This is a genomic window from Duganella sp. CT11-25 (genome assembly GCF_047302815.1).
GTDB lineage: Bacteria > Pseudomonadota > Gammaproteobacteria > Burkholderiales > Burkholderiaceae_D > Rugamonas.
On the sequence record NZ_JBKBFD010000001.1, the window covers coordinates 204,598 to 228,144 of the forward strand.

16 protein-coding genes are annotated in these 23,547 nt (G+C 65.3%); 12 read left to right on the forward strand and 4 right to left on the reverse strand.

Going from position 1 to position 23,547, the window contains the following annotated elements:
* Window positions 1-53: 53 nt before the first annotated feature.
* On the reverse strand, window positions 54-1,748 hold the full coding sequence (gene recJ / locus ACEN9F_RS00800) for a single-stranded-DNA-specific exonuclease RecJ (RefSeq protein WP_413416854.1): 1,695 nt from the start codon (window positions 1,746-1,748) through the stop codon (window positions 54-56).
* A 1-nt stretch (window position 1,749) separates the two neighbouring features.
* Window positions 1,750-2,790 carry a hypothetical protein gene (locus ACEN9F_RS00805; protein WP_413416855.1) on the reverse strand — a complete coding sequence of 347 codons (1,041 nt, stop codon included), beginning with the start codon at window positions 2,788-2,790 and terminating at the stop codon, window positions 1,750-1,752.
* A gap of 259 nt (window positions 2,791-3,049) precedes the next feature.
* On the opposite strand from ACEN9F_RS00805, the gene ACEN9F_RS00810 reads away from it, so the two are divergent.
* The 11 genes from ACEN9F_RS00810 to ACEN9F_RS00860 all read left to right on the forward strand — a co-directional run bounded on the left by ACEN9F_RS00810 (window position 3,050) and on the right by ACEN9F_RS00860 (window position 20,432).
* Window positions 3,050-8,533, forward strand: a complete 5,484-nt coding sequence (locus tag ACEN9F_RS00810; protein ID WP_413416857.1) for an SdrD B-like domain-containing protein — start codon at window positions 3,050-3,052, stop codon at window positions 8,531-8,533.
* 30 nt (window positions 8,534-8,563) lie between these two features.
* A complete protein-coding gene (locus ACEN9F_RS00815; RefSeq protein ID WP_413416859.1) occupies window positions 8,564-9,283 on the forward strand; it encodes a PEP-CTERM sorting domain-containing protein in 720 nt (239 codons plus the stop codon).
* A 157-nt stretch (window positions 9,284-9,440) separates the two neighbouring features.
* A complete protein-coding gene (locus ACEN9F_RS00820; protein ID WP_413416861.1) occupies window positions 9,441-10,706 on the forward strand; it encodes a lipoprotein-releasing ABC transporter permease subunit in 1,266 nt (421 codons plus the stop codon).
* Window positions 10,699-11,418 carry a lipoprotein-releasing ABC transporter ATP-binding protein LolD gene (gene lolD / locus ACEN9F_RS00825; protein WP_413416863.1) on the forward strand — a complete coding sequence of 240 codons (720 nt, stop codon included), beginning with the start codon at window positions 10,699-10,701 and terminating at the stop codon, window positions 11,416-11,418. Before ACEN9F_RS00820 ends, lolD begins: the two co-directional genes overlap by 8 nt.
* A gap of 6 nt (window positions 11,419-11,424) precedes the next feature.
* The gene (locus ACEN9F_RS00830) at window positions 11,425-12,225 is read left to right on the forward strand and encodes a TatD family hydrolase (protein ID WP_413416865.1); all 801 of its coding nucleotides are present in this window, start codon (window positions 11,425-11,427) and stop codon (window positions 12,223-12,225) included.
* Window positions 12,226-12,340: 115 nt separating this feature from the next.
* A complete protein-coding gene (locus ACEN9F_RS00835) occupies window positions 12,341-14,986 on the forward strand; it encodes a TonB-dependent receptor (RefSeq protein ID WP_413416867.1) in 2,646 nt (881 codons plus the stop codon).
* 87 nt (window positions 14,987-15,073) lie between these two features.
* A complete protein-coding gene (locus ACEN9F_RS00840) occupies window positions 15,074-17,527 on the forward strand; it encodes a DNA internalization-related competence protein ComEC/Rec2 (protein WP_413416869.1) in 2,454 nt (817 codons plus the stop codon).
* Window positions 17,528-17,643: 116 nt separating this feature from the next.
* The gene (locus ACEN9F_RS00845; protein WP_413416871.1) at window positions 17,644-18,441 is read left to right on the forward strand and encodes a hypothetical protein; all 798 of its coding nucleotides are present in this window, start codon (window positions 17,644-17,646) and stop codon (window positions 18,439-18,441) included.
* Between the two features lie 75 nt (window positions 18,442-18,516).
* Window positions 18,517-19,353: an alpha/beta hydrolase gene (locus ACEN9F_RS00850; protein ID WP_413416873.1), complete on the forward strand. Its 837-nt coding sequence runs from the start codon at window positions 18,517-18,519 to the stop codon at window positions 19,351-19,353.
* A gap of 56 nt (window positions 19,354-19,409) precedes the next feature.
* Entirely contained in the window at window positions 19,410-19,976 is a 567-nt protein-coding gene (dcd, locus tag ACEN9F_RS00855; RefSeq protein ID WP_413416875.1) for a dCTP deaminase, read from the forward strand.
* A gap of 93 nt (window positions 19,977-20,069) precedes the next feature.
* A complete protein-coding gene (locus tag ACEN9F_RS00860; RefSeq protein ID WP_413416877.1) occupies window positions 20,070-20,432 on the forward strand; it encodes a FlxA-like family protein in 363 nt (120 codons plus the stop codon).
* Here ACEN9F_RS00860 and ACEN9F_RS00865 read toward each other — a convergent pair.
* Together ACEN9F_RS00865 and ACEN9F_RS00870 are read right to left on the reverse strand one after the other, a co-directional pair.
* Window positions 20,422-22,041 (reverse strand): ATP-binding protein, encoded by a 1,620-nt coding sequence (locus ACEN9F_RS00865; protein ID WP_413416879.1) that lies wholly within the window; start codon window positions 22,039-22,041, stop codon window positions 20,422-20,424. The two genes, ACEN9F_RS00860 and ACEN9F_RS00865, sit on opposite strands and share 11 nt — an antisense overlap.
* A gap of 4 nt (window positions 22,042-22,045) precedes the next feature.
* Window positions 22,046-22,738 (reverse strand): response regulator, encoded by a 693-nt coding sequence (locus ACEN9F_RS00870; protein ID WP_413416881.1) that lies wholly within the window; start codon window positions 22,736-22,738, stop codon window positions 22,046-22,048.
* Between the two features lie 207 nt (window positions 22,739-22,945).
* On the opposite strand from ACEN9F_RS00870, the gene ACEN9F_RS00875 reads away from it, so the two are divergent.
* Window positions 22,946-23,494 carry a periplasmic heavy metal sensor gene (locus ACEN9F_RS00875; RefSeq protein WP_413416883.1) on the forward strand — a complete coding sequence of 183 codons (549 nt, stop codon included), beginning with the start codon at window positions 22,946-22,948 and terminating at the stop codon, window positions 23,492-23,494.
* Window positions 23,495-23,547 lie beyond the last annotated feature (53 nt).

Consider the following 23,547-nt stretch of genomic DNA (forward strand, 5'->3'; position numbering starts at 1 on the left):
GGCGCCAAAAAAAAGTTCCGTGATGTCCGAATGTCGGCACTGACCCTCATGGGTTACAGGGGTTCGGCGTGCTCCACCATCAGCTGGACCTTGGTGACGCCGTTGTATTCGTTGGCGTCGAGGCGGAAGGCGACTTTGGCGCGTTCGCCCAGCGAGTCGACGTGGCCGAACCAGATGGCGTCGTAGCGGGCGCCGTTCTTTTCCAGCAGGAGCTTGAGGTGGCGCTCTTTCAGGATCCGCTGGCTCACCACGCGGAACTCGTCGCAGAATACCGGCGGCGCAAAGCCCTGGCCCCACACCTGGCCGGCCATCAGGTCGATGAACGAGGTGGTGTAGTAGGCGTCTTCCAGCGGGCCGTCGGTTTCGATCACGCGCTCCAGCTGCTGCTGGCTGAGCCACGAACGGCCCACTTCCTCGAACGCGGCGGCGAAGGCGTCGAAGGCGTCGGCGCGTATCGTCAGGCCGGCCGCCATGGCGTGGCCGCCGAATTTGTCGATCAGCGTCGGTGCCTTCTTGTAGACCAGGTCCAGCGCGTCGCGCAGGTGGAAGCCGGGGATGGAGCGGCCGGAGCCCTTGATCCAGCCGTCCGCGCCGGGGGCGAAGGTGATCGTCGGACGGAAGAATTTTTCTTTCAGGCGCGAGGCGACGATGCCGATCACTCCCTGGTGCCAGCTGTCGTCGAATACGCAGATCGTGCTGCTGGCCGCCGGCTCGAAGGCGTCAAGGTGCAGCAAGGCCGTGTCCTGCATCTCGGCTTCGATCTCGCGGCGCTTCAGGTTGATTTCGTTGAGCTGCTGCGCCAGTTGCCACGCGCGGCCTTCGTCGTCGGTGATCAGGCATTCGATCCCGAGCGACATATCCTGCAGCCGTCCCGCCGCGTTCAGGCGCGGGCCCAAAGCGAAACCGAGATCGAAGGGGTTGGCGTTGCGCGGCTCGCGCCCGGCCACGCGGAACAGGGCCGCGACGCCGGCATGCATGCGGCCCGCGCGCATGCGCTTCAGGCCTTGCGCCACCAGGATGCGGTTGTTCGGATCGAGCCGCACCACGTCGGCCACGGTGCCCAGCGCGACCAGGTCGAGCAGGTTGTCCAGCTTGGGCTGGGTCTGGGCGTCGAACACGCCGCGCTTGCGCAGTTCCGCGCGCAGGGCCAGCAGCACGTAGAACACCACGCCCACGCCGGCGATATGCTTGCTCGGGAAGCCGCATTCCGGCTGGTTCGGATTGACGATCACGCGCGCGGCGGGCAGGGTGTCCGCCGGCAGGTGGTGGTCGGTCACCACCACTTCGATGCCGCGCCGGTTGGCTTCGGCCACGCCGTCGATGCTGGCGATGCCGTTGTCGACGGTGATGATGATGTCGGGCTGCTTTTCGCGCGCCGTCAGTTCGACGATCTCCGGCGTCAGGCCGTAGCCGTACTCGAAGCGGTTCGGCACAATGAAGTCGATGTTCGCGCCCATCGCGCGCATGCCGCGCAGCGCCACGGCGCAGGCGGTGGCGCCGTCGCAGTCGTAGTCGGCGACGATCACCATGCGCTTGTTGGCGGCGATGGCGTCGGCCAGGAACACGGCGGCCAGGTCGATGTGCAGCAGGCCAGATGGCGGGATCATGGCCGCCAATTCGCTGGATAAATCCTTGGGATCGGTCAGGCCGCGCGATGCGTAGAGGCGCGCCAGCACCGGGTGGATGCCGCCCTGGCGCAGCATTTCAGATTCGCGGAACGGGCAGGGGCGGATGGCGATACGGGTCATGTCAGGCTTGTTTCAATGAGTTCAGGGTGGACTTGCGCCAGAATTTGCGCTGCGCCAGTTTGCTGCTGGCGACGGTGGTCCAGTTGTTGCGGTGGCTGAGCATCAGCGTCACGCGGCCGATGCGGCCGTCGTTCAGCGCCGCCAGCAGCGGCGCGCACCATTCTTCCTCGATGCGCTGCATGTGCGCGATCCAGTCCGACCAATCTCCGGCCTGGGCCGACGGGATCAGCTCCGCCAGGATGACCGTGCCCGGCCTGGCGATCAGTTGCGCGGCCGTGGGCTGGCGCTGGTCGGCTGCGGCCAGCACCTGCATCCACGCCGGACCGCCGGCGATCGCCAATGATGCTGTCGATGGCGCGGCCGCACGCGAGCCGCCCCACAGCCAGAACGCATTCACCGGCTGCGCGCCGCGCGCCTGGAGCGTTTCATTGACCGGATGCTCGTGCCACAGCATCTGGATCTCGTTCTGCAGCTTGCGGTAGTCGCGCGCGTGTTCGCCTTCCGGCATCCAGTCGCTCAGGTTTTGCGTGGTGGCGGCGTCCGGCGAGGCCGTGTTCAGGCCAGACCAGTCGTCGGCGCGCACGAACCACAGGCCGGGCGCGCCGTACAGCAGCGGCTTGCCCAGCTCTTCAAAGTAGGGACGGGCCACATCGTACAGGCCACGCGATTCTTCTTCCGTCAGCTGCAACGCGCGCGTGTCGGACAGCAGCGTGTGTGTGCGCGACAGCTGGATATGGGCCGGCTGCACGATGAACCAGTGGCCGTCCGCCGCCTCGGCCTGCAGGCCGCAGCCGCGCATGCAGGCGGTGGCCAGCGGCGCGCCGGTGTCCGGCTGGTCCGGCGCGCCGGCCAGGCCGAGCGTGTGGGCGAGCCAGGCTTCATGCGGCAGCACGCGGCTGTCGTTGTCATAAATATTATTTTTCAGATAACTGTGGCGCGACAGCAACGCAGCCAGCGCCGGCATCTTCAGCGCGCGCAACAGGTCGGCAGCCATCTCAGGCGGGGGCAGGGCGTAGGGTAAGGCAAGCGTGATTTCAGTCATCCCGAGATTGTAGGGCATAGCGCGCATGGGCGAATTAATTCTTTGGGGAATCTAAATTGATAAAAAAATCATTTCAATAAAAAAATTTTAATTATTCCAGGAAAATGTTCGCTATAATTGCGACAACTTAAATGTTTTAAAGGCATCACTAAGAATCCCGTGATGCCTGTGCTGCACCAGCCCCTGCCTACCCAATCCGCGTAGTAGCAGTGTCGGCCTGCTTGATAACTCCAAAAAACCATTTTTTCGAAGGCTAAGCATGAGCGCGATCAGTCTTGCTACTACTATTCACATTTGCGAAGATACTGAAGGTAACTTTGATCTTCGCGACATCCTCTCGGCCGCCGGCTACAACAGCGCCAATACGCTGAAAATCAACGCCATGTCGGTGGTTTTGCCCGACGGCACCATCTCGACCAAGGACACGCCGCTGTTCGGCAAGGTCGATGCGGATACGATTTATGTGCGCCCGGGCCAGTGGCATGTCGACTACAACGGCCAGTTCGCCACGTTTGAGCTGGTGCTGGACCAGGGCACGGGCGTCAGCAACTCCATCACCCTGAGCCTGCGGGTGGTGGTCGATCCGGTCAACGATGCGCCGACCGCCGCCAACAAGACCTTCAACCTGAGCGACGGCACCCCGGTGGCGCTGTCGCAGTCCGACTTCGGTTTCGTCGACGCGGTCGAGCACGACGCTTTCCAGTCCGTCATCATCACGTCGCTGCCGACCGCCGGCAAGCTGATGCTGAACGGCGTGGCCGTGGCCGTCAACGCTGAAATCTCCGCCGCCGACATCCTGGCCGGCAAGCTGTCGTTCGAGCCGAGCCAAAGCACGTCCGGCAGCTTCGACATCGGCTTCAAGGTGCGCGACGCGGGCGGCCTGGTCGGCTGCGGTGCGGCCGACACCAGCGCCACGCCGAACTACCTGACCTTCAAAGTGCCGCAGGCGCACCTGGGCGATTTCGTCTGGGAAGACGCCAACGGCAACGGCGTGCAGGAAGCCGGCGAAGCCGGCATCGCCGGCGCGCTCGTGCAGTTGAAGGATGTGGACGGCCACGTGGTCGCCACCACCAGCACCGACGCCAGCGGCCACTACCATTTCGACGTGGACGCGGGCACCTATTCGGTCACCGTGCAGGCGCCGGCCGGCTACGCCGCCGCGCCGCAGGGCCAGGGCGGCAACAGCGCCACCGACAGCGACATCGACGCCGGCGGCAACAGCGGCGCGATCGTGCTGCCCCCGGGACAGACCAACAACACGGTCGATGCCGGCCTGTACCGTCCAGCCACCCTGGGCGACACCGTCTGGTACGACAGCAACCGCAACGGCGTGCAGGACGCGGGCGAAGCCGGCGTGGCCGGCGTCAAGGTCACGCTGCTGGACGCCAGCGGCAATCCTGCCGGCGCCACCGTCACCACCGACGCCAGCGGCCACTACCAGTTCAGCGGCCTGCAGCCCGGCACCTACAGCGTGCAGTTCGACAAGGCCAGCCTGCCGGATCATTACCTGTTCACCGGCCAGGGCCAGGGCGGCGACGCCACCAGGGATTCCGACGCCGACGCCGCCACCGGCAAGACCGCGCAGGTGACGCTCGCCTCGGGCGACAGCCACCAGCACATCGACGCCGGCATCGTCGTCCAGCAAGCCACGGTGGGCGACCGCGTGTGGGAGGACAGCAACGGCAACGGCGTGCAGGATGCCGGCGAGCAGGGCGTGGACGGCGTGACCGTCTCGCTCAAGGATGCGGCCGGCAACACCGTTGGCACCGTCACCACCCATGACGGCGGCCAGTACAGCTTTACCGTCGATCCGGGCACCTATGCCGTCTCGGTGGCGCCGCCTGCGGGCTTCAGCTTCACCGGCGCGGGCCAGGGCGGCAACGGCGCGCTGGACAGCGACGTCGGCAGCACCGGCAACGCCAGCGTCACGCTGGGCGCGGGCGAGAACAACCACGACATCGACGCCGGCATCTATCGCCCGGCCTCGCTGAGCCAGGTGGTCTGGTTCGACGCCGACCGCGACGGCCGCCTGGACGATGGCGAAACCGGCGCCGCCGGCGTCAAGGTCACCTTGCTGGATGCCAGCGGCAACCCGGTGCCGGGTGCGGTGGCGACCACCGACGCCAACGGCCACTACCAGTTCACCGACCTGCCGCCGGGCACCTACAGCGTACAGTTCGACAAGAGCAGCCTGCCGGCCGGCTATGACTTCACCACCGCCGCCCAGGGCGGCCCCGGCGGCGTCGGCTCCGATGCCGACACCGGCACCGGCAAGACCACGCAAGTCACGCTGGCTTCCGGCGAAGACATGACGCTGCGCGCCGGCCTGGTGATCCAGCAAGCCACGCTGGGCGACCGCGTATGGGAAGACAGCAACGGCAACGGCGTGCAGGATGCGGGCGAAGCCGGCATCGTCGGCGTCAAGGTCGATCTGAAGGACGAGAACGGCAACATCGTCAAGACCACCACCACCGGCGCCGACGGCAAGTACAGCTTCACCGTCGATCCGGGCAAGTATGCGATTTCCGTCACCGCACCGGCCGGCATGACGGCCACCGGCACGCACGCCGGCGCCGACGGCGTCGACAGCGACATCAACGCCGCCGGCCAGAGCGATCTGGTGACGCTGGCCGCGGGCCAGACCAACAACAACGTCGACGCCGGCTTCTACAAGGGCGCGACCCTGGGCGACCGCGTCTGGCTGGACGCCAACCGCAACGGCGTGCAGGACAGCGGCGAGACCGGCCTGGCCGGCGTCAAGGTGATCCTGCTGGACGCCGCCGGCAACGCCACCGGCGCCACCGTGACCACCGACGCCAACGGCGTCTACAGCTTCACCAACCTGCAGCCCGGCACCTACAGCGTGCAGTTCGACAAGGCCAGCCTGCCGGCCAACCACGTCTTCACCGGCGCCGACCTGGGCGGCAACGACGCCAAGGATTCCGACGCCAACGCGACCACCGGCAAGACCGCGCAAGTCACGCTGGCCTCGGGCGCCGTCAACAACGACCTCGACGCGGGCGTGGTGGCGGTCCAGGCCAAGCTGGGCGACACCGTCTGGGAAGACAAGAACGCCAACGGCGTGCAGGATGCGGGCGAAGCCGGCATCGGCGGCGTGACCGTGCTGCTGAAGGACAGCACCGGCAAGCTGGTGCAGACCACCACCACCGGCGCCGACGGTAAATACAGCTTCACCGCCGATCCGGGCAGCTACACCGTATCGGTGACGGCGCCCAAGGACTACGTCTTCAGCGCCAGGGACGCGGGCGGCGACGACGCCAAGGACAGCGACTTCGGCAGCAATGGCCAGAGCAACGCCGTGACGCTGAACGCGGGCGACGTCAACAACACCGTCGATGCCGGCCTGTACAAGACCGCCTCGGTCGGCGACAAGGTCTGGCTGGACGCCAACAAGAACGGCGTGCAGGACAGCGGTGAAGCGGGCGTGTGCGGCGTCAAGGTCACGCTGCTGGACGCCGACGGCAAGCCAGTGGGCGCCACCGTGACCACCGACGCCAACGGCAACTACCTGTTCAGCGGCCTCAAGCCGGGCACCTACAGCGTGCAGTTCGACAAGGCCTCGCTGCCGGAAGGCATGACCTTCACCAGCGCCAACCAGGGCGGCAACGACAGCGTCGATTCCGACGCCGCCGCCAACGGCCTGTCGCACAGCTTCACGCTGACCTCGGGCCAGGTCGACAAAACCGTGGACGCCGGCGTACTGGCCGCCGCCACCATCGGCGACCGCGTCTGGATCGACAAGAACGGCAACGGCGTGCAGGACGACGGCGAAAGTGGCAAGTCCGGCGTCACCGTGCAGTTGCGCGATACGTCCGGCAACGTGGTCAAGACCACCACCACCGATAGCAACGGCAACTACAAGTTCTCGGTCGAGGCGGGCACGTATTCGGTGGACATCAAGACCCCGGCCGGCTACTTCACGACCACGCAAAAGGCCGGCAGCAACAACGCCGTCGACAGCGACGCCGACAGCAGCGGCAAGCTGGGCTCGGTCACCGTGAGCGCCGGCCAGAACGTCACCAACATGGACGCCGGCCTGTACCAGAAAGCTGAAATCGGCGACAAGGTCTGGTACGACACCAACGGCGACGGCGTCCAGCAAAGCGGCGAGGCGGGCGCGCAAAACGTCAAGGTCACGTTGCTGAACGAAAAGGGCGTGGCGATCGCCACCGACACCACCGACGCCAACGGCCTGTACTCGTTCACCGGCCTGACGCCGGGCAAGTATTCGGTCAAGTTCAGCGCCGTGGACGGCTACCTGTTCACCAGGCAGAATCAGGGCGGCAGCGACAGCGCCGATTCCGACGCCGACGGCAACGGCGTGACCGCGCAATTCACGCTCAATTCCGGCGTGACCGACAAGACCATCGACGCCGGCCTGGTCAAGACCGGCAGTATCGGCAACCGCGTGTGGGAAGACTTGAACTACAACGGCGTGCAGGACAGCGGCGAGAAGGGCGTGGACGGCGTGACCGTCAAGCTGTACGACGCCACCAGCGGCGCGCTCAAGGGCACCACCGTCACCCATGACGGCGGCCAGTACCTGTTCGACGACCTGGCGGCCGGCAACTACAAGGTGGAAGTCACCAACGGCAGCGGCTGGTTCTTCACCAAGACCGGCGCCGGCACCGACGCCACCGACTCCGACATCACCAGCATTTCCGGCAGCACCGGCAAAACCGGCGCCATCGCGCTGGGCGTGGGCCAGGACATCGTGACCGAGGACGCCGGCATCTACCGCAAGGCCAGCATCGGCGACAAGGTCTGGCGCGACGCCAACCACAACGGCATCCAGGACAGCGGCGAGGAAGGCATCGGCGGCATCAGCGTCTCGCTGTACGACGCCGCCACCAACACCAAGCTGGGCTCGACGATCAAGACCGACGCCAACGGCAACTACAAGTTCACCGATCTGACGCCGGGCACTTATTACCTGGTATTCGACAAGACCAATGTGAAGGTCACGTTCGCCTCCGACCACGGCACCTACAACATGAGCGACTGGAAGTGGGGCGTGAAGAACACCGGCAGCAACGACGCCATCGACTCCGACGTCGCCGGCGACGGCAAGGCGCTGACCAACGTCACCAAGACCGACACCATCACGCTGACGTCGGGCAAGAACGACATGAGCTGGGACGCCACCATCACGCCGATCGCGATCGACCTGAACGGCGACGGCATCCACACCATCGCCCGCGCCGACATGACCGGCAGCTTCGACCTGCTCGGCACCGGCAAGGCGATCCAGTCGGGCTGGCTGTCCGGCAATGACGGCTTCCTGGCCATCGACAGCAACGGCAACGGCCAGATCGACGACATCGGCGAACTGTTCGGCGGCGCCAGCAAGGGTTCCGGCTTCGCCAAGCTGGCCAGCTACGACAGCAACGGCGACGGCCTGGTCGACGCCGCCGACGCGCTGTTCGGCAGCCTGCGGATCTGGCAGGACGCCAACAGCAACGGCAAGACCGATGCGGGCGAGCTGGTCAGCCTGGAAGCGGCCGGCGTGGTCAGCCTGAAGGTGGCCTACACCGAACTGCCGTTCGTGGACGCGAACAACAACCTGCACCTGGAGCGCAGCAGCGTCACGCTGAGCAACGGCAAGACGGCCGACATGACCGACGTCTACTTCAACGTCGACGCGGCCGATGCCGCCGCCGCCGGCATCGTCACGCCGAACATGGCCGAGCTGGTTGGCCAGGCGCCGGCGGTCCACGCATAACTTTTAATAATTTCACAGAGAGAAGACACCATGAAAATCACGCACGCACTGAACACCGCCGCCTTCGCCATCGCCCTGGCATTCTCCGGCGCCAGCCATGCATCGACCGACGGCGACGCCTACAACCACCAGGTGCAGGATCCATCGGGCGGCCTGCTGGTCGACCTCGGCGCGAAACTGATCAATCCCGAGCCGGGCTTCCCGTTCCCGGCGGTATCGGTGTCGGTCTACGAAATGACCAACGCCACCGATTACCGTCAGACCTTCCTGGCCTACTGCTTCCAGCCGGACGTGCAACTGGGCCAGTTCTCGACCTATAGCGCGACCTACAACGTCGGCACGGGCGTGGTCAGCAACAGCATCCGCGCGCTGTACGAATCCTCGTACGCCAGCACCCTGGGCAACGCCGACAAGCAGTTCTCCTTCCAGCTGGCGCTATGGGAGTTGCAAGCCGACGACGGCAAGCTGTACGCCACCACCGGCGCGCAGTACTTCACCGAGGGCGGCGACGCCCGCGTCGCCGATGCGGCGAGCATGCTGGAGACGGCCTCCCACGTCACGACGCTGAACGGCACCTACCTGTACACCATCTTCACCGGCGTCAACCCGGACAACAGCGCATCGCAGACGCTGATCGGTGCCGCCCCGGTACCGGAAGCCGACACCTGGGCCATGCTGGCCGCCGGCCTCGGCCTGATGGGTCTGATGGGCCGCCGCAAGTCGCGCCCAAGCCCGAAGTTCAGCGCTTAATCAGTTCTTAAGCAAAATCCGGGGTCAGGTCCGGCAACTGGACACGAGCTCATGTCCAATTGCCGGACCTGACCCCGTTTTTGTGGGGTGTTTCACCCATGAAATCCTATTTGTATGGCAAACTGCGGGCTCATTACCTTGATTCCCTCCGGAGCCCATGAGCATTCTCAAGAATTTGCCGTTTGAGTGGCTGGTCGGCCTGCGCTATACGCGGGCCGGCAAGCGCAGCGGACGCAATAGTTTTATCTCCTTTATTTCCCTGATTTCGATGGCCGGCATCGGCCTGGGCGTGGCCGCGCTGATCGTCGTGCTGTCGGTCATGAACGGCTTCCAGAAGGAAGTCACCGACCGCATGCTGTCGGTGCTGGCCCACGTCGAGATCTTCGACGCCCGCGGCTCGATGCCGAACTGGGAGGCCGAGGCCGCCGAGGCCCGCAAGAATCCGGAAGTGATCGGCACCGCACCGTTCGCCGAGACCCAGGGCATGCTGGTGCGCGACGACGTGCTGCGCCCGGCCATCATCCGCGGCGTGCTGCCGGAACAGGAACCCGCCGTCTCCGACGTCGCCAAGCAGACCAGGCGCGGTAACTTTAACGCGCTGCAAGCGGGCAGCTACAACATCGTGCTGGGCATCGAGCTGGCGCGCACGCTGCGCGTCAACCTCGGCGAGAAGGTCACGCTGGCGCTGGCCCAGGGCCAGCCGACACCGGCCGGCGTGCTGCCGCGCGTACGCTCCTTCACCGTGGTCGGCATTTTTGAAGCGGGCCACAACGAGTTCGATTCGGCGCTGGCCTTCGTGCACCTGACCGACGCCGAGAAACTGCTGCGCATGGACGCGCCGGCCGGCCTGCGCCTGCGGCTGTCGGACATGCACCGCGCGCCGCAAGTGGCGCAGGACTTGAAGAATTCCATGTCCGGTGATCTGATCATGCGCGACTGGTCCAAGCTCAACGCCAACTGGTTCGCCGCCGTGCAGACCGAGAAGCGCATGATGTTCATCATCCTGACCTTGATCATCGCGGTGGCCGCGTTCAACCTGGTGTCGACGCTGGTGATGACCGTGACCGACAAGCAGGCCGACATCGCCATCCTGCGCACGCTGGGCGCTTCGCCGCGCTCGATCATGAAGATCTTCATGATCCAGGGCGCGCTGGTCGGCATCCTCGGCACCGCCCTCGGCGTGGCCGGCGGCGTGCTGGTGGCGCTCAACATCGACGTCATCGTGCCGTTTATCGAACATTTATTGGGAGTGCAGTTCTTGTCGAAGGATATTTACTACATCAGCACAGTGCCGTCGGACCTGCGCTGGCCGGACGTGGCCAAGATCGGCTGCGTGGCCGTGGTGCTGGCCTTTGTGGCGACGATCTACCCGAGCTGGTGGGCCGCCCGCGTGAAACCTGCGGAGGCGCTGCGCTATGAATAATCCTGCCACTCATCCCGCGGCCAATCCGGAACCGGTGGTCCTGTCCTGCCGTGGCCTGGGCAAGACCTTCACGCAAGGAACGTACTCGGTGCAGGTGCTGGCCGGGATCGATATCGACGTGCGGCGCGGCGAGCGCGTGGCCATCGTTGGCGCTTCCGGCTCGGGAAAATCGACCTTGCTGCACCTGCTGGGCGGCCTCGATACGCCGACCAAGGGCAGCGTCACCTTGCTGGGCAAGGACTTCGCCAGCCTGAACGAAACCGCGCGCGGCGACCTGCGCAACGCGTCGCTGGGCTTCGTCTACCAGTTCCACCACCTGCTGCCGGAATTCTCGGCGCTGGACAACGTGGCCATGCCGCTGATGATACGCCGCGTCAAGCGCAGCGAGGCCACCTCGGTCGCACAGCAGATCCTGACGCGCGTGAACCTGGCCAAGCGCGTCACGCACGTGCCGGGCGAGCTGTCCGGCGGCGAGCGTCAGCGCGTGGCCCTGGCGCGCGCGCTGGTCACGCAGCCGGCCTGCGTGCTGGCCGACGAGCCGACCGGTAACCTCGACCACGCCACCGCGCAGCAGATCTTCGACCTGATGCTGGAGCTGTCGCGCACCCTGGGCACGGCCTTCGTCATCGTCACCCACGATATCGAACTGGCGCGCCGCTGCGACCGCGTGCTGCGCCTGACCGACGAAGGCCTGAAGCCGTACCAGGAGTAAGCCATCATGTGGATCGACACCCACTGCCACCTCGACGCCCACGAATTCGGCGGCGAGTCGGCCGCGCAGGCGCTGCAGGCGAGGGCGCAGGGTGTCGGCATGATCGTGATCCCGGCGGTGGAGACGGCCAACTTCCCGGTGGTGGCGCAGCTGGCCGCCAGCGTGGACAACGCCTGCTACGCGCTGGGCATCCATCCGATCTACGTGCCGCATGCGGCGGAGGATGACCTGCGCGTGCTGCGCGAGCAGGTCGCTGTCGCGCTGGCCGACCCGCGGTTTGTCGCACTCGGCGAGATCGGCCTGGACTTCTTCATCCCGATGCTGACCGAGCCGGCCATGCGCGAGAAGCAGATCTTCTTCTTCCGCGAGCAGCTCAAGATCGCCCGCGACTTCGAGCTGCCGGTGCTGATGCACGTGCGCCGCTCGCAGGACGTGGTGCTCAAGCACGCGCGCCAGATCCGTCCCGCCGGCGGTATCGCCCACGCCTTCAACGGCAGCTTCCAGCAGGCGCAGGGCTATATCGAACTTGGCTTCAAGCTGGGCTTCGGCGGCGCCATGACTTTCACCCGGGCGTTGCAAATACGCCGCATGGCGGCTGAACTTCCGCTCGAATCCATCGTGCTGGAAACCGACGCACCGGACATTTCACCGAGCTGGATACACCCCGGCCGCAACAGTCCGGACCAGATCCCCCGTATCGGCCAGGTGCTCGCCGAACTGCGCGGCATGCCCGTGGAGGCGGTTGCGGCGGCCACCAGCGCCAACGCCAAAGCGGCGATTCCCCGCATGCTCGTTCCCGCCGGGTGATACGCAAAACAGTATCAAGCAACGAAAAAAAACGATTGGATCGTTTGTTGTGATCTCCATAAGATGATTTTCAGCAGTACTAAAACTGCACAAAAAAAACCACAACGGGAGACATATGAACATCCAAACCGGCGGCCGCATCGCGGCCCATTCCGCACGCCCATTCACCCTTAAACTCTCGACCGCCGTGCTGCTCGGCGCTGGCCTGGTCAGCACCGCCTCCGTGTGGGCGCAGGACGCGCAATCGGCCGCCGACAAGGAGCAGGCCGCCGCGCCGGTCACCTCGGTGCTGGTGAGCGGCGTGCGCCGCGCCGCCCAGAGCGCGCAGGCCATCAAGAAAAATTCCGACGAGGTGATCGACTCGATCGTCGCCGAGGAAGCCGGCAAGTTCCCCGACAAGAACGTGGCCGAGATCCTGGGCCGCGTGTCCGGCGTGCAGATCCGCCGTGAATTCGGCGAAGCCAGCTCGGTCGTGATCCGCGGCTTGTCCGGCCTGGTGACGCTGCTGAACGGTCGCGAGGTGTACACCTCGAACAACCGCAGCCTGTACCTGGCCGACATCCCGACCACCATGCTGCAGCGGGTGGACGTCTACAAGACGCAGGGCGCGGAAATGGTCGAAGGCGGCACCGCCGGCGTGATCGACGTGCGCACCGCGCGTCCGTTCGACAACAAGGGCTTCAGCGCCAACATCGCCGGCCGCGTCGAGAACCGCGACAAGTCCAAGACCAACGATCCGCAGGTCTCGGGCACCGTCAGCAACCGCTGGACCACCGGCATCGGCGAGGTCGGCGCGCTGGTCGGCCTGTCCTACCAGAAGGGCAACTACCACGACGAGGTGACCTTCAACTCGCCGCCGGAGAAAGTGCTTGGCGCCAGCTCGCCGGTGACCGGCCCGTTCGACCTCGGGCACGTGCTGTACCAGGGTAAACGCGAGCGCACCGCCGCCAACTGGGCGCTCCAGTGGCGTCCGGACCGCCAGTTCGAGATGTTCGCCGAAGGCTGGTCGACCCGCATCGATCACGACGCGCAGCGCCAGTTCTTCGTCTCCAGCCAGGGCTGGGGTCCGAATTCGCAGTACACGCTGATCCCCGGCACCAACCAGGTCGCCACAGTCACCAGCCCGAATTCGAATCCGTTCACGCTGTCGTCGACGCAGGCGCCGAACGACGATTCCGAGGCCCACCAGGGCGCGCTCGGCGCGCGCTGGAAGCTCAGCGACGACTGGACCGTCACCACCGAATTCGCCCGCACCAACAGCAAGTGGAAGCAGGATTTCCCGATCATGGACATGCTGGCGTCGCCACCGACCGTCAGCGGCGAGACCTACCGCAACGGCGGCGGCTACTTCACCTATCCGGGTTACAACATGATGGATCCGGCGAACTACCGCATGCATACCTTCTTCGACAACTGGAGCAGCTCGCACGGCCAGTCGAACGACTGGCGCGCCGACGCCACCTACAATCCGGGCACCGACGGCTTCTTCCGCGAGGTCTCGTTCGGCGCGCGCCTGGCCAAGCGCAAGGCTTCCTACCAGCACGAGAGCAACGGCCTGATCTCGCCGCCGGCCGGCGGCCTGCCGAGCGTAGGCTCGATGGCCGGCCTGGCCTGTCCTTCGATGGAAATGGCGAATGACTACGGCCTGGCGCAATGGCTGACGCCATGCGCAAGCTACCTGCATGCGAACATGGACAAGCTGCGCGTGCTGTATGGCCGCACGGCGGGCCGCCAGCCGGCGGACCCATACTCGCTGTACAAGAACGAGGAAGACACCTCGGCGATCTACGGCAAGACCAAGTTCGGCTTCCATCTCGCCGACGTTCCGGTCGAAGGCACGGCCGGCGTGCGCGTGGTCCGCACCGAATTGAACGTGAACGGTTTCAACGGCATCTACACCAACGGCGTGCTGACCCCGGTGGCGGTCAACCAGAAAACCTCGAGCACCGACGCCTTGCCCAACCTGACGCTGAAAGCGCTGCTGACGCCAGATGTCATTCTGCGCTTCAACGCCGGCAAGGCGATCCAGCGTCCGGCGTTCGCCGACTTCAACCCCGGCACCACCTACAACGCCGGCGGCGGCGGCACCGTCGATCCGACCGCGACCGGCGGCAATCCGGACCTGAAGCCGATCGAAGGCACCAACGCCGACGTCGCGGCCGAATGGTACTTCGCGCCGACCGGCAGCGTCACCGCGACGCTGTTCAAGCACGACTTCAAGAACTACGTGATCCGCCGCTCGACCTTTGAAACCGTGAACGGCATCCGCTACCTGATCGACCGTCCGCGCAACCTCAACGGCGGCGAACTGAAAGGCGTCGAGCTGTCGTACCGTCAGTTCTATGACTGGCTGCCGGGCTGGCTGAACGGCTTCGGCCTGGAGGCGAACTACACCTACATGCAGGGCCACCTGGAGGATGGCGGCGTCGAGACCCCGTTCGTCAACATGTCGAAGAACGCCGTCAACCTCGTCGCCCTGTATGAGCGCGGCCCGTGGTCAGGCCGCCTGGCCTACAACTACCGTTCGAGCTTTGTCGATACGTACAACTATCGCGGCCTGGGCTTCGACCTGATCGTCGACCCGATCAAGACCGCCGATGCGTCGATCTCGTACAAGATCAGCGACAACGTGGGCATCACGCTGGATGTGGAAAACTTGACCGACCGCACGTACAACGACTACCACGGCATCCCATCCAATCCGCGCGACATCCGCCGCTACGACCGCGTCATCGGCCTGTCGCTGCGCTGGAAACTGTAGTCTGATCTGAGCTGTATCAAACGGCGGCGGCGCGCAAGCCTGCCGCCGTTGTTGTTTGCGTAGTATCGCCGGATGGGAGGCGATGCTATGCGGATGGCGATTATCGGCTTTGCCGCGGGCGCGGCGTGCTTGCAGATGCAGGCGTCGCTGCCGGCTGCCTCGCTGATCGCCGTTGCCGCCGGCGTCCTGCCGGTCTGGCTCATTCTGTTGTCGCGGATGCCGGCCGGCTTGCGTGCCTGGGCGGCGCTGCCGACCGGCTGTGCTGTCGGCTTTTTCTGGGCGGCTTGGCTTGCGCATGGCGCGCTGGCGCCGCAACTGGCCGTCGCCGACGAGGGGCGCGACTTCACCGTCATCGGCACCATCGACAATCTCCCTTACCGGTTTGCGCAGGGTGTGCGGTTCAATCTCGCGGTGGAGCAGGTGCTGGGCGCGCAGGGTGCGGTACCGCCACGTATCGCGGTGTCGTGGTATTCCGGCTTTCGCGACCAGGTGACCGAGGTGGGGGACGTGCAGCCCGGCGAGCGCTGGCAGCTGACCGTTCGCTTGCAGCGGCCGCACGGCAACGCGAACCCTTATGGCTTCGATTATGAAGCGTGGCTGCTGGAGCAGGGCCTGCGCGCGACCGGCTATGTGCGGCCGGCGCGGGACAACCGCCGGCTTGACAGCTTTGTCCTCAGCGCCGGCAACGTCATTGAGCACAGCCGCGCGGTGCTGCGCGCGCGCATCTTCGCCGCGCTGCCGGATAAGCCGTATGCGGGCGTGATCGTCGCACTGGTCGTCGGCGACCAGCGCGGCATCGATCAATCCGACTGGAAGGTCTTCAACCGCACGGGAATTGGTCATCTGGTCAGCATCAGTGGCTTGCATATTACGATGGTGGCGGGGCTGTTCGCGCTGGCGGCTTTTACGCTGTGGCGCCATTCGTTCTTTACGCGCGCGCAGCTGCCCTTGCTGCTGCCGGCGCAAAAGGTCGCGGCGCTGGCCGGTGCGGCGACGGCGCTGTTCTATGTGCTGCTGGCCGGCTTCGGCGTGCCGGCGCAGCGCACCTTGTACATGCTGATGGTGGTCGCGGCCGCGCTGTGGCTGAACCGGATCGCCAGCGTCTCGCACGTGTTGTGCACGGCGCTGGGCGTGGTGGTGGTGATCGATCCGTGGGCGGTGCTGTGGCCGGGGTTCTGGCTCTCGTTCGGCGCGGTCGCCATCATCCTTTATGCGACGGTGGGCCGCGTCACGTTGCGCGCGGCGCGGCAACCCTATCGCGATTCCGGCCCGCAGTCCGCGCCCCATGCCGGCACGCAGGCCGCCGCGCCTTCGCGCCGGCAGCAGTTCGGCCTGGCGCTGCGCGCCGGCGCGCATACGCAGTACGCCGTGACAATGGGCCTGGTGCCGTTGACGATGCTGCTGTTCGGCCAGGTCTCGGTGGTCAGTCCGCTGGCCAACGCCGTCGCGATTCCCTTGATCAGCCTTGTCGTCACGCCGCTCGCGCTGATCGGCAGCATGCTGCCAGCGCCGCTGGCGGCGCCGGTGCTCGGCCTCGCGCATCTGCTGGTCGCGTGGCTGGCGGCCTGCCTGCAATGGTTCAGCGGCATGCGTTACGCCATCTGGAGCGCGCCGGTGCCGCCGTTCTGGCTGTTCTGCTGGGCCATGTTCGGCACCATCTGGCTGCTGGCGCCGCGCGGCTGGCCGGTGCGCTGGCTGGGCCTGGCGACCTGGGTGCCGCTGCTGGCCGCCGAGCCGTCGCATCCCGAGCCGGGCCGCATGAACGTCACCGCCTTCGACGTGGGGCAGGGCATGGCGCTGCTGATCGAGACCAGCGGCCACCGGCTGCTGTACGACGCCGGCCCGTCCTACGGCCCCGAGTCCAATGCCGGCAACCGCATCATCCTGCCGTACCTGCGGGCGCGCGGTATCGCGGCGCTGGATGGCGTGGTGATCTCGCACAGCGATATCGATCACGCGGGCGGCGCGCTGGCGGTGCTGGATGGGGTGGACGTCGGCTGGGTGCTGTCGTCGCTGTCGCCGCGCCACGCCATCGCGCAGGCCGCGCGCCAGCATGTGCAGTGCGCGGCAGGGCAGGGCTGGACCTGGGACGGCGTGCGCTTCGAGATGCTGCACCCGCTGCCGGCCAGCTATGCCGACACCACGCTCAAGCCCAACGCCCGCACCTGCACGCTGAAGATCACCGCCAACGGCAAGTCCATGCTGCTGGCCGGCGATATCGAAGCCGCGCAGGAGGCGCAACTGCTGGAGCGCGATGCCGGCCGCCTGCAAGCGGAGGTATTGCTGGCGCCCCATCACGGCAGCGGCACCAGCTCGACGCCGGCCTTCCTGCTGGCGGTACGTCCCCAGGCGGCGGTGTTCCAGGTGGGATACCGGAATCGATATCAGCATCCCAAAAAAGAGATTTACGAGCGCTACGGAGAGCTGCACATCCAGCGCCTGCGCACCGACCAGGCGGGCGCGGTGACGCTGGACTTCGGCGCGGATCTGCGGATTAGCGCATATCGCCAGGAGCGCCGCCGATACTGGCAGGCGCAATAGAAAGTAACGTATTGCGTTGTATTGTAATTAATTGTTTTTCTTCAGTTGTTAGATTGACATACTCAATACCCTATGCAAAAGTTGCCTCATGTTATTTTTGCATTTTAGGATATGTGATGAAATGTTCGGCATTGGGTTCTATTGCAATAATGTTATTGTGTTTGTCGTTGAATACCGCGTCCGCCGGTGAGTCCGTAATACCTTCCACGCAAGAAAATAACACCGAGCGTTTTACTTCTTTGGTGCGGAGCGCGGTCACCAGTTATACGCTTGCGCTGCAAGAGCTGGGCGTTACACGCAAGCACCCGATCAAGATAAAACTCAGCAATAGTGTTTCCGATTACGAGTCGCACGCCAAGGGTTATGTCATTCAATACCCGGATCAACAGGCGCGCTGGACTAACGGGCTGGCATACCTGGACGCGGATACCTTGATGATCAAGGCGATTCCGCCCTACGACCAGGTCGAACTGCAGCGGCGGGTCTGGCATGAAATGACGCATTCCTTGCAATACGATCTGTCGGGCGGCAATTCCGAACGGGCCAGGCCATGGCTGGCGGAGGGCATGGCCGGCCTGTTCACTTTCCTGGCCGGAGGCAATGGCGAGGCTGACAGCATTAAACAATGGAGAGCGGAACTCAAGCGCAAACTGCAGGCGTCGGGCAGCCGCCTTACGCCGGTGGAGTTGGTAGACATTGATAATTTCAACTGGGATATTCTCAGTGAGGAATCGAACGGGGCGAATTACGCGGTGGCGGATTTGATCCTCCTTGATTTTTATGAGACAAATGGCGCGGCCAGCATTCCGCGATTGGCCGCGTACTACGATTGCCTCGCGCACGGCCTCACGCCTGAAAAAAGCTGCTATGTGGATAAGCTGGGAGGCCCGCAAGCGATGCTGGAGCGCCGCTAAATTAGAGCCTTTCCACCAGCCAATGAAGGGAACACACATTACAATTGGTCGACAATAACCATACGGAGACCGCTTGTGAGCAAGCCCAAGCTGCATTTTGCCCACGCCAACAGCTACCCGGCGGGCGTGTACCGCCAGTTCTTTGCGCTGCTGGCCGACGATTTCGATATCCAGGCGCTCGACATGCATGCGCACAATCCGCGCTATCCGGTCACCGATTGCTGGCCGCACCTGGTCGAGGAATACATCAACGAGCTGACCACGCGCTACACCGAGCCGGTGATCCTGGTCGGCCATTCGCTGGGCGGCATGCTGAGCCTGATGGTGGCGCACGCGCGGCCGGACCTGGTGCGCTGCGTGGTGATGCTGGATGCGCCGGTGGTCGCCGGCTGGCGCGCGCTGGCCTGGCGGCTGATCAAATTGAGCGGCCGCGCCAACCACGTTCCTCCGGCTAAATTCTCCATCCGCCGCCGCAATGTGTGGCCATCGGCGCAATCGGCCTACGAGCATTTCGCCGGCAAGGACCTGTTCGCGGCCTGGGCGCCCGGCGTGCTGGCCGATTACATGGACAGCGGCCTGAAACCGCACCCGGAAGGCGTGCAGCTGCGCTTCACCCGCGAGCAGGAAACCAAGGTCTACGCCAGCCTGCCGCATCACCTGCCGAAGCTGGTGCGCGGGCAGTTCCCGGTGCCGATCGGTTTCATCGGCGGCGTCGATTCGTGGGAGACCAGCCAATCGGGCCTGGGCCACACGCAGGCGCTGGTGGGCGGGCATTTCCGCATCATCCCCGGCGGCCATCTGTTCCCGATGGAGACGCCGGCCGCCGCCGCCGATGCCACCAAGCAAATGATCGCCGGCCTGCTGGGGGCGGAATCGCTCAAAAAGGTTCTGAAAAGCGAGGCTTTAGCGTAAAATCTCGTGCATTCGGCGCAGCCGCGCCTGTCTCTGTAATTTAGGAATGCCTTGCGATGACGATTAAAAGCGATAAATGGATACGCCGTATGGCGGAGCAGCACGGAATGATCGAGCCGTTCTACCCTGACCAGGTGCGCATGGAAGGCGACCGCAAGGTCATCTCCTACGGTACTTCGTCCTACGGCTACGACATTCGCTGCGCCGACGAGTTCAAGATTTTCACCAACATCAACAGCACCATCGTCGATCCGAAGAACTTCGATTCGAACTCCTTCGTCGATGTCAAAAGCGATGTCTGCATCATCCCGCCGAACTCCTTCGCGCTGGCCCGCACCATGGAATACTTCCGCATTCCGCGCAGCGTGCTGACGGTCTGCCTGGGCAAATCGACCTACGCGCGCTGCGGCATCATCGTCAACGTGACGCCGTTCGAGCCGGAATGGGAAGGCTACGTGACGCTGGAGTTCTCCAACACCACGCCGCTGCCGGCCAAGATCTACGCCGGCGAAGGCTGCGCGCAGGTGCTGTTCTTCGAAAGCGACGAAGTGTGCGACGTCTCGTACAAGGACCGCAACGGCAAATACCAGGGCCAGCACGGCGTGACCTTGCCGAAGGCTTAAACGGGTCTTTACCTGTCTTTACACCAAGCGGGCTATGGCCCGCTTTTGTTTTGCCGATATAGTCATTAATGAACAAATTAATGGGAGCGAAGCATGGTGACAGCAGTGGGATCGAGTACGGCGGCGGCCGGCAGCAGCGGCGGTTCGGATAGCGGCAGCGCCATCGCGGCGTTGCAGAAGCAGCTGCAGACGGTGCAAAAGGAATTGACGGAGGCCACCAAGGACACCTCCGACGCCGGCAAGCAGAAGGCGGAATTGCTGCAGTCGCAGGTGCAGGCGATCGAGGCGCAGATCGCCCAGCTGCAGGCGGCGGCCGCGCAGAAGGCCGCGCAGCAGGCCCAGGCCGCCGCGGCGGCGAAACAGGAGCAATCGTCGTCCAGCGCCAGCGCCACCGCGACGGACAGCGAAAAGTCGCGCTACGCCACCGTCGGCAGCGTGATCGATACTACCGCTTAACCGGCAATATCATCTCCACACACAAGCCACCACCCGCACGGTTGGTGGCTTTTATACTTCCGCCGTGGGCCTGGATGACATGCTGGGCGATCGCCAGTCCGAGGCCGTGGCCTTCGGTGCTGGCGTTGCTGGAGCGGAAGAAGGGCTGGAAGATGGTTTCCAGGTCGGCCTGCGACACGCCCGGGCCGCGATCCAGCACGCGGATGTACAGCTGGCGCGCATCCGGCTGGGTGCGCAGTTGCAGCTGGACCTCGCCGCCCTCGGGGCTGTGCTTGATGGCGTTGCGCACCACATTCTCGATGGCGCGGCCGAGCAGGTCGGCCTGGCCGGTGACCAGCACGTCGGCCTCGCCTTCCTGCATCACCGTGCGTTGCTGGCTGGCCGCCTCGTAGCGGGCATCGTCGGCGATCTGGTCGAGCAGTTCGGCCATGCTGATTTCTTCCTGGCTGGCCTTGATGGCGCCGGCTTCCAGGCGCGCCAGCGTCAGCAGCTCGCCGACCAGCTTATCCATGCGCACGCTTTCGCGCTCAATGCGTTCCATCGATGCGCTCCATTTCTCCGGCTGCTGGTGGGCCAGGCCGATGGCGGCCTGCAGCCGCGCCAGCGGCGAGCGCAGTTCGTGCGAGACATCGTGCAGCAGCCGCGTCTGGCCATCGATCAGGTTGCGCAGGCGCGCCGTCATGCGGTCGAAGTCGCGGCCGAGGTCGTTGAGCTCGGTGCCGCTCTTGCCGGAGGCGGTGGCAAAGCGCGGCGCCAGGTCGCCGTTGGCGGCGGCGTCGAAGGCTTGCCGCAGCGCGCGGATCGGGCGCGAGAAATACCATGCCAGCAAGACCGCGAACAGCAGGCTGGCCGCGGTAGCGGCCGCGAGCGGCACCCAGGGGCCGAGCGGCTGGATGCGCGGGCCCCATTGGCCGCGCTGGTCGCCGTCGCGGCGCTCGCCCTGCATGCCCGGACCGTCGGGGCCGGGGCCAGGGCCGAGCGCGCCGTCAGGACCGGGGCCAGGACCGGGGCCGCGCGCGGCGTCCGGCGGCGGGCCTGGTTCGCCGGCCATCATTCTGTCGCCGCCCGGTGGACGGTTGTCCTGGTTCGGGCCGCGACGCTCGTCACGGCCGTCCGGCAGCACCGATGCGGCCTTCATCGCCAGCGCCGCGCCGCTGCCCAACGTGGCCAGCAATGGCCGGGTCTCGCCATCGAGGCCGCGCATGCGTTCGCCCGACGGCAGGAACAGCAGGTAGCGCTTGCCGTCCTGCGCCAAGACCTGGCGCACCACGCGGCGCTTGCCGTCCTCTTTCAGGCGGATGCGCGATTCCTGCAGCGCGGAAGGGGTGACCTGGCGGCCCAGCAGTTCATGCTCCTGCTCGTCGACCGCGTAGACGCGATGGCGCTCCATGTTTTCCAGCATGCGGCGCAGCGCCTGCACGCCGCCATATTCCAGCGTGGCGGCGGCGGCGTTGATGGCCATTTCGGCCGGCGGGCTGGTGTCCAGGCTGACCGGCGAATTGGAAAGCTGGTTGCGGTTCTTGAGCCAGATGGCGCCGCCGATGCCGACGGTCGCGGCCAGCTGCGCGCACAGGATGGACAGGAAAAACTTCCAGAACAGACGACCCACGGGCTTACTCCTTGATCAGCTGATAGCCCAGGCGGTACACGGTCTGCAGGCAGGAGCGGCCGTCGGCGATGGTGCCGAGCTTGTGGCGCAGGCTGCTGAGGTGGACGTCGATGTTGCGGTCGAAGCGCGCCAGCGGACGGCCCAGCCCTTGCTCGGACAGGGTGTTCTTGCTGACCGGACGGCCGGCGTTGCGGGCCAGTACTTCGAGCAGGTTGAATTCGGTGCTGGTCAGTTCCAGCTTGGCGCCGCCCCAGGCCGCGCGGCGCTGTTCCGGCCACATGGTCAGCTGGCCGACGGTCAGCGTGGCTTGCGCGCCGTTGTCGACCGGCGCGCTTTGCGCGCGGCGCAGGATGGCGCGGATGCGCGCGGTCAGCTCGCGCGGCGTGCATGGCTTGGCCACGTAGTCGTCGGCGCCCAGTTCGAGGCCGACGATGCGGTCGGTGTCGTCGCCGCGCCCGGTCAGCATCAGGATCGGCAACTGGCTGTTGGTGCGGATGCGGCGCAGCGTTTCCAGCCCGTTCATGCGCGGCATCATCACGTCGAGGATGGCGATGGAATACATGCCGGTAAAGGCTTCGGCGGTGCCGGCTTCGCCGTCGTGCACGGCCTTGACATCGAAACCTTCCTGTTCCAGGTATTCCTTGAACATGCCCACCAGTTCGATGTCGTCGTCTATCAGCAGTACTTTGCTCTTCATTTGCTGCGCGTCTTTTTTACATTTGGATCGCCCATCATAACAGCCTCCATGCGGCTTTCCGCCGCCTTTTACCCCGTTTTACAACCCGTTTCCGTGCGGGAATTAGCTGTCAAAACATCACCTTTACGTCGATTTACGTTGCCCTAACGCCACTTTACACGGGGAGGCCAGAGAATAATCACTCTCTTCCAACCAAGGATTGTTTGCATGAAAACACTAAAACCAAGCGTACACAATATCTTGCTGGCTGCCGCAGTGGCGCTCCCGCTGTTTGCTGTAACCAGCGTGGCGCGTGCCGATGACATGGGCGCCGGTCGCCCGCCGATGATGCAGGGCGAAGACGGGCACGACGGCCCGGGGCGCGGTTCCGACGGTCCGGAGCGTGGCGTTCCCGAGCATGGTCCCGGCTTCGGTCCGGGCGCTGGCTTCGGTCCCGGCCGGCCGCCATTTTTCCACGGCGTCGAATTGACCGAAGCCCAGGAAGACAAGATTTTCGCGATCCTGCACGCCGAAGCGCCATACCTGCGCGAGCAGTCCAAGGCCGCCGCCAAGGCCAGCGCGGCGCTGCACGCGCTGGCCTTGGCCGACCAGTACGACGACGCCAAAGCCGCCGCGCTGGCCCAGTCCGCCGCCACGGCAAACGCCAACATCGCCTTGCAGCACGTGCGCACCCGGCAGAAGCTGCTGGCCGTGCTGACCCCGGAACAGCGCAAGCAGCAGGCCGAAGACAAGCCTGGCCGCCCACAGCGCCCATGAGTTTTTCAGTGCAGTCCCCCGTAACATTCTTTTAACTTACAAGCGGAGAACCG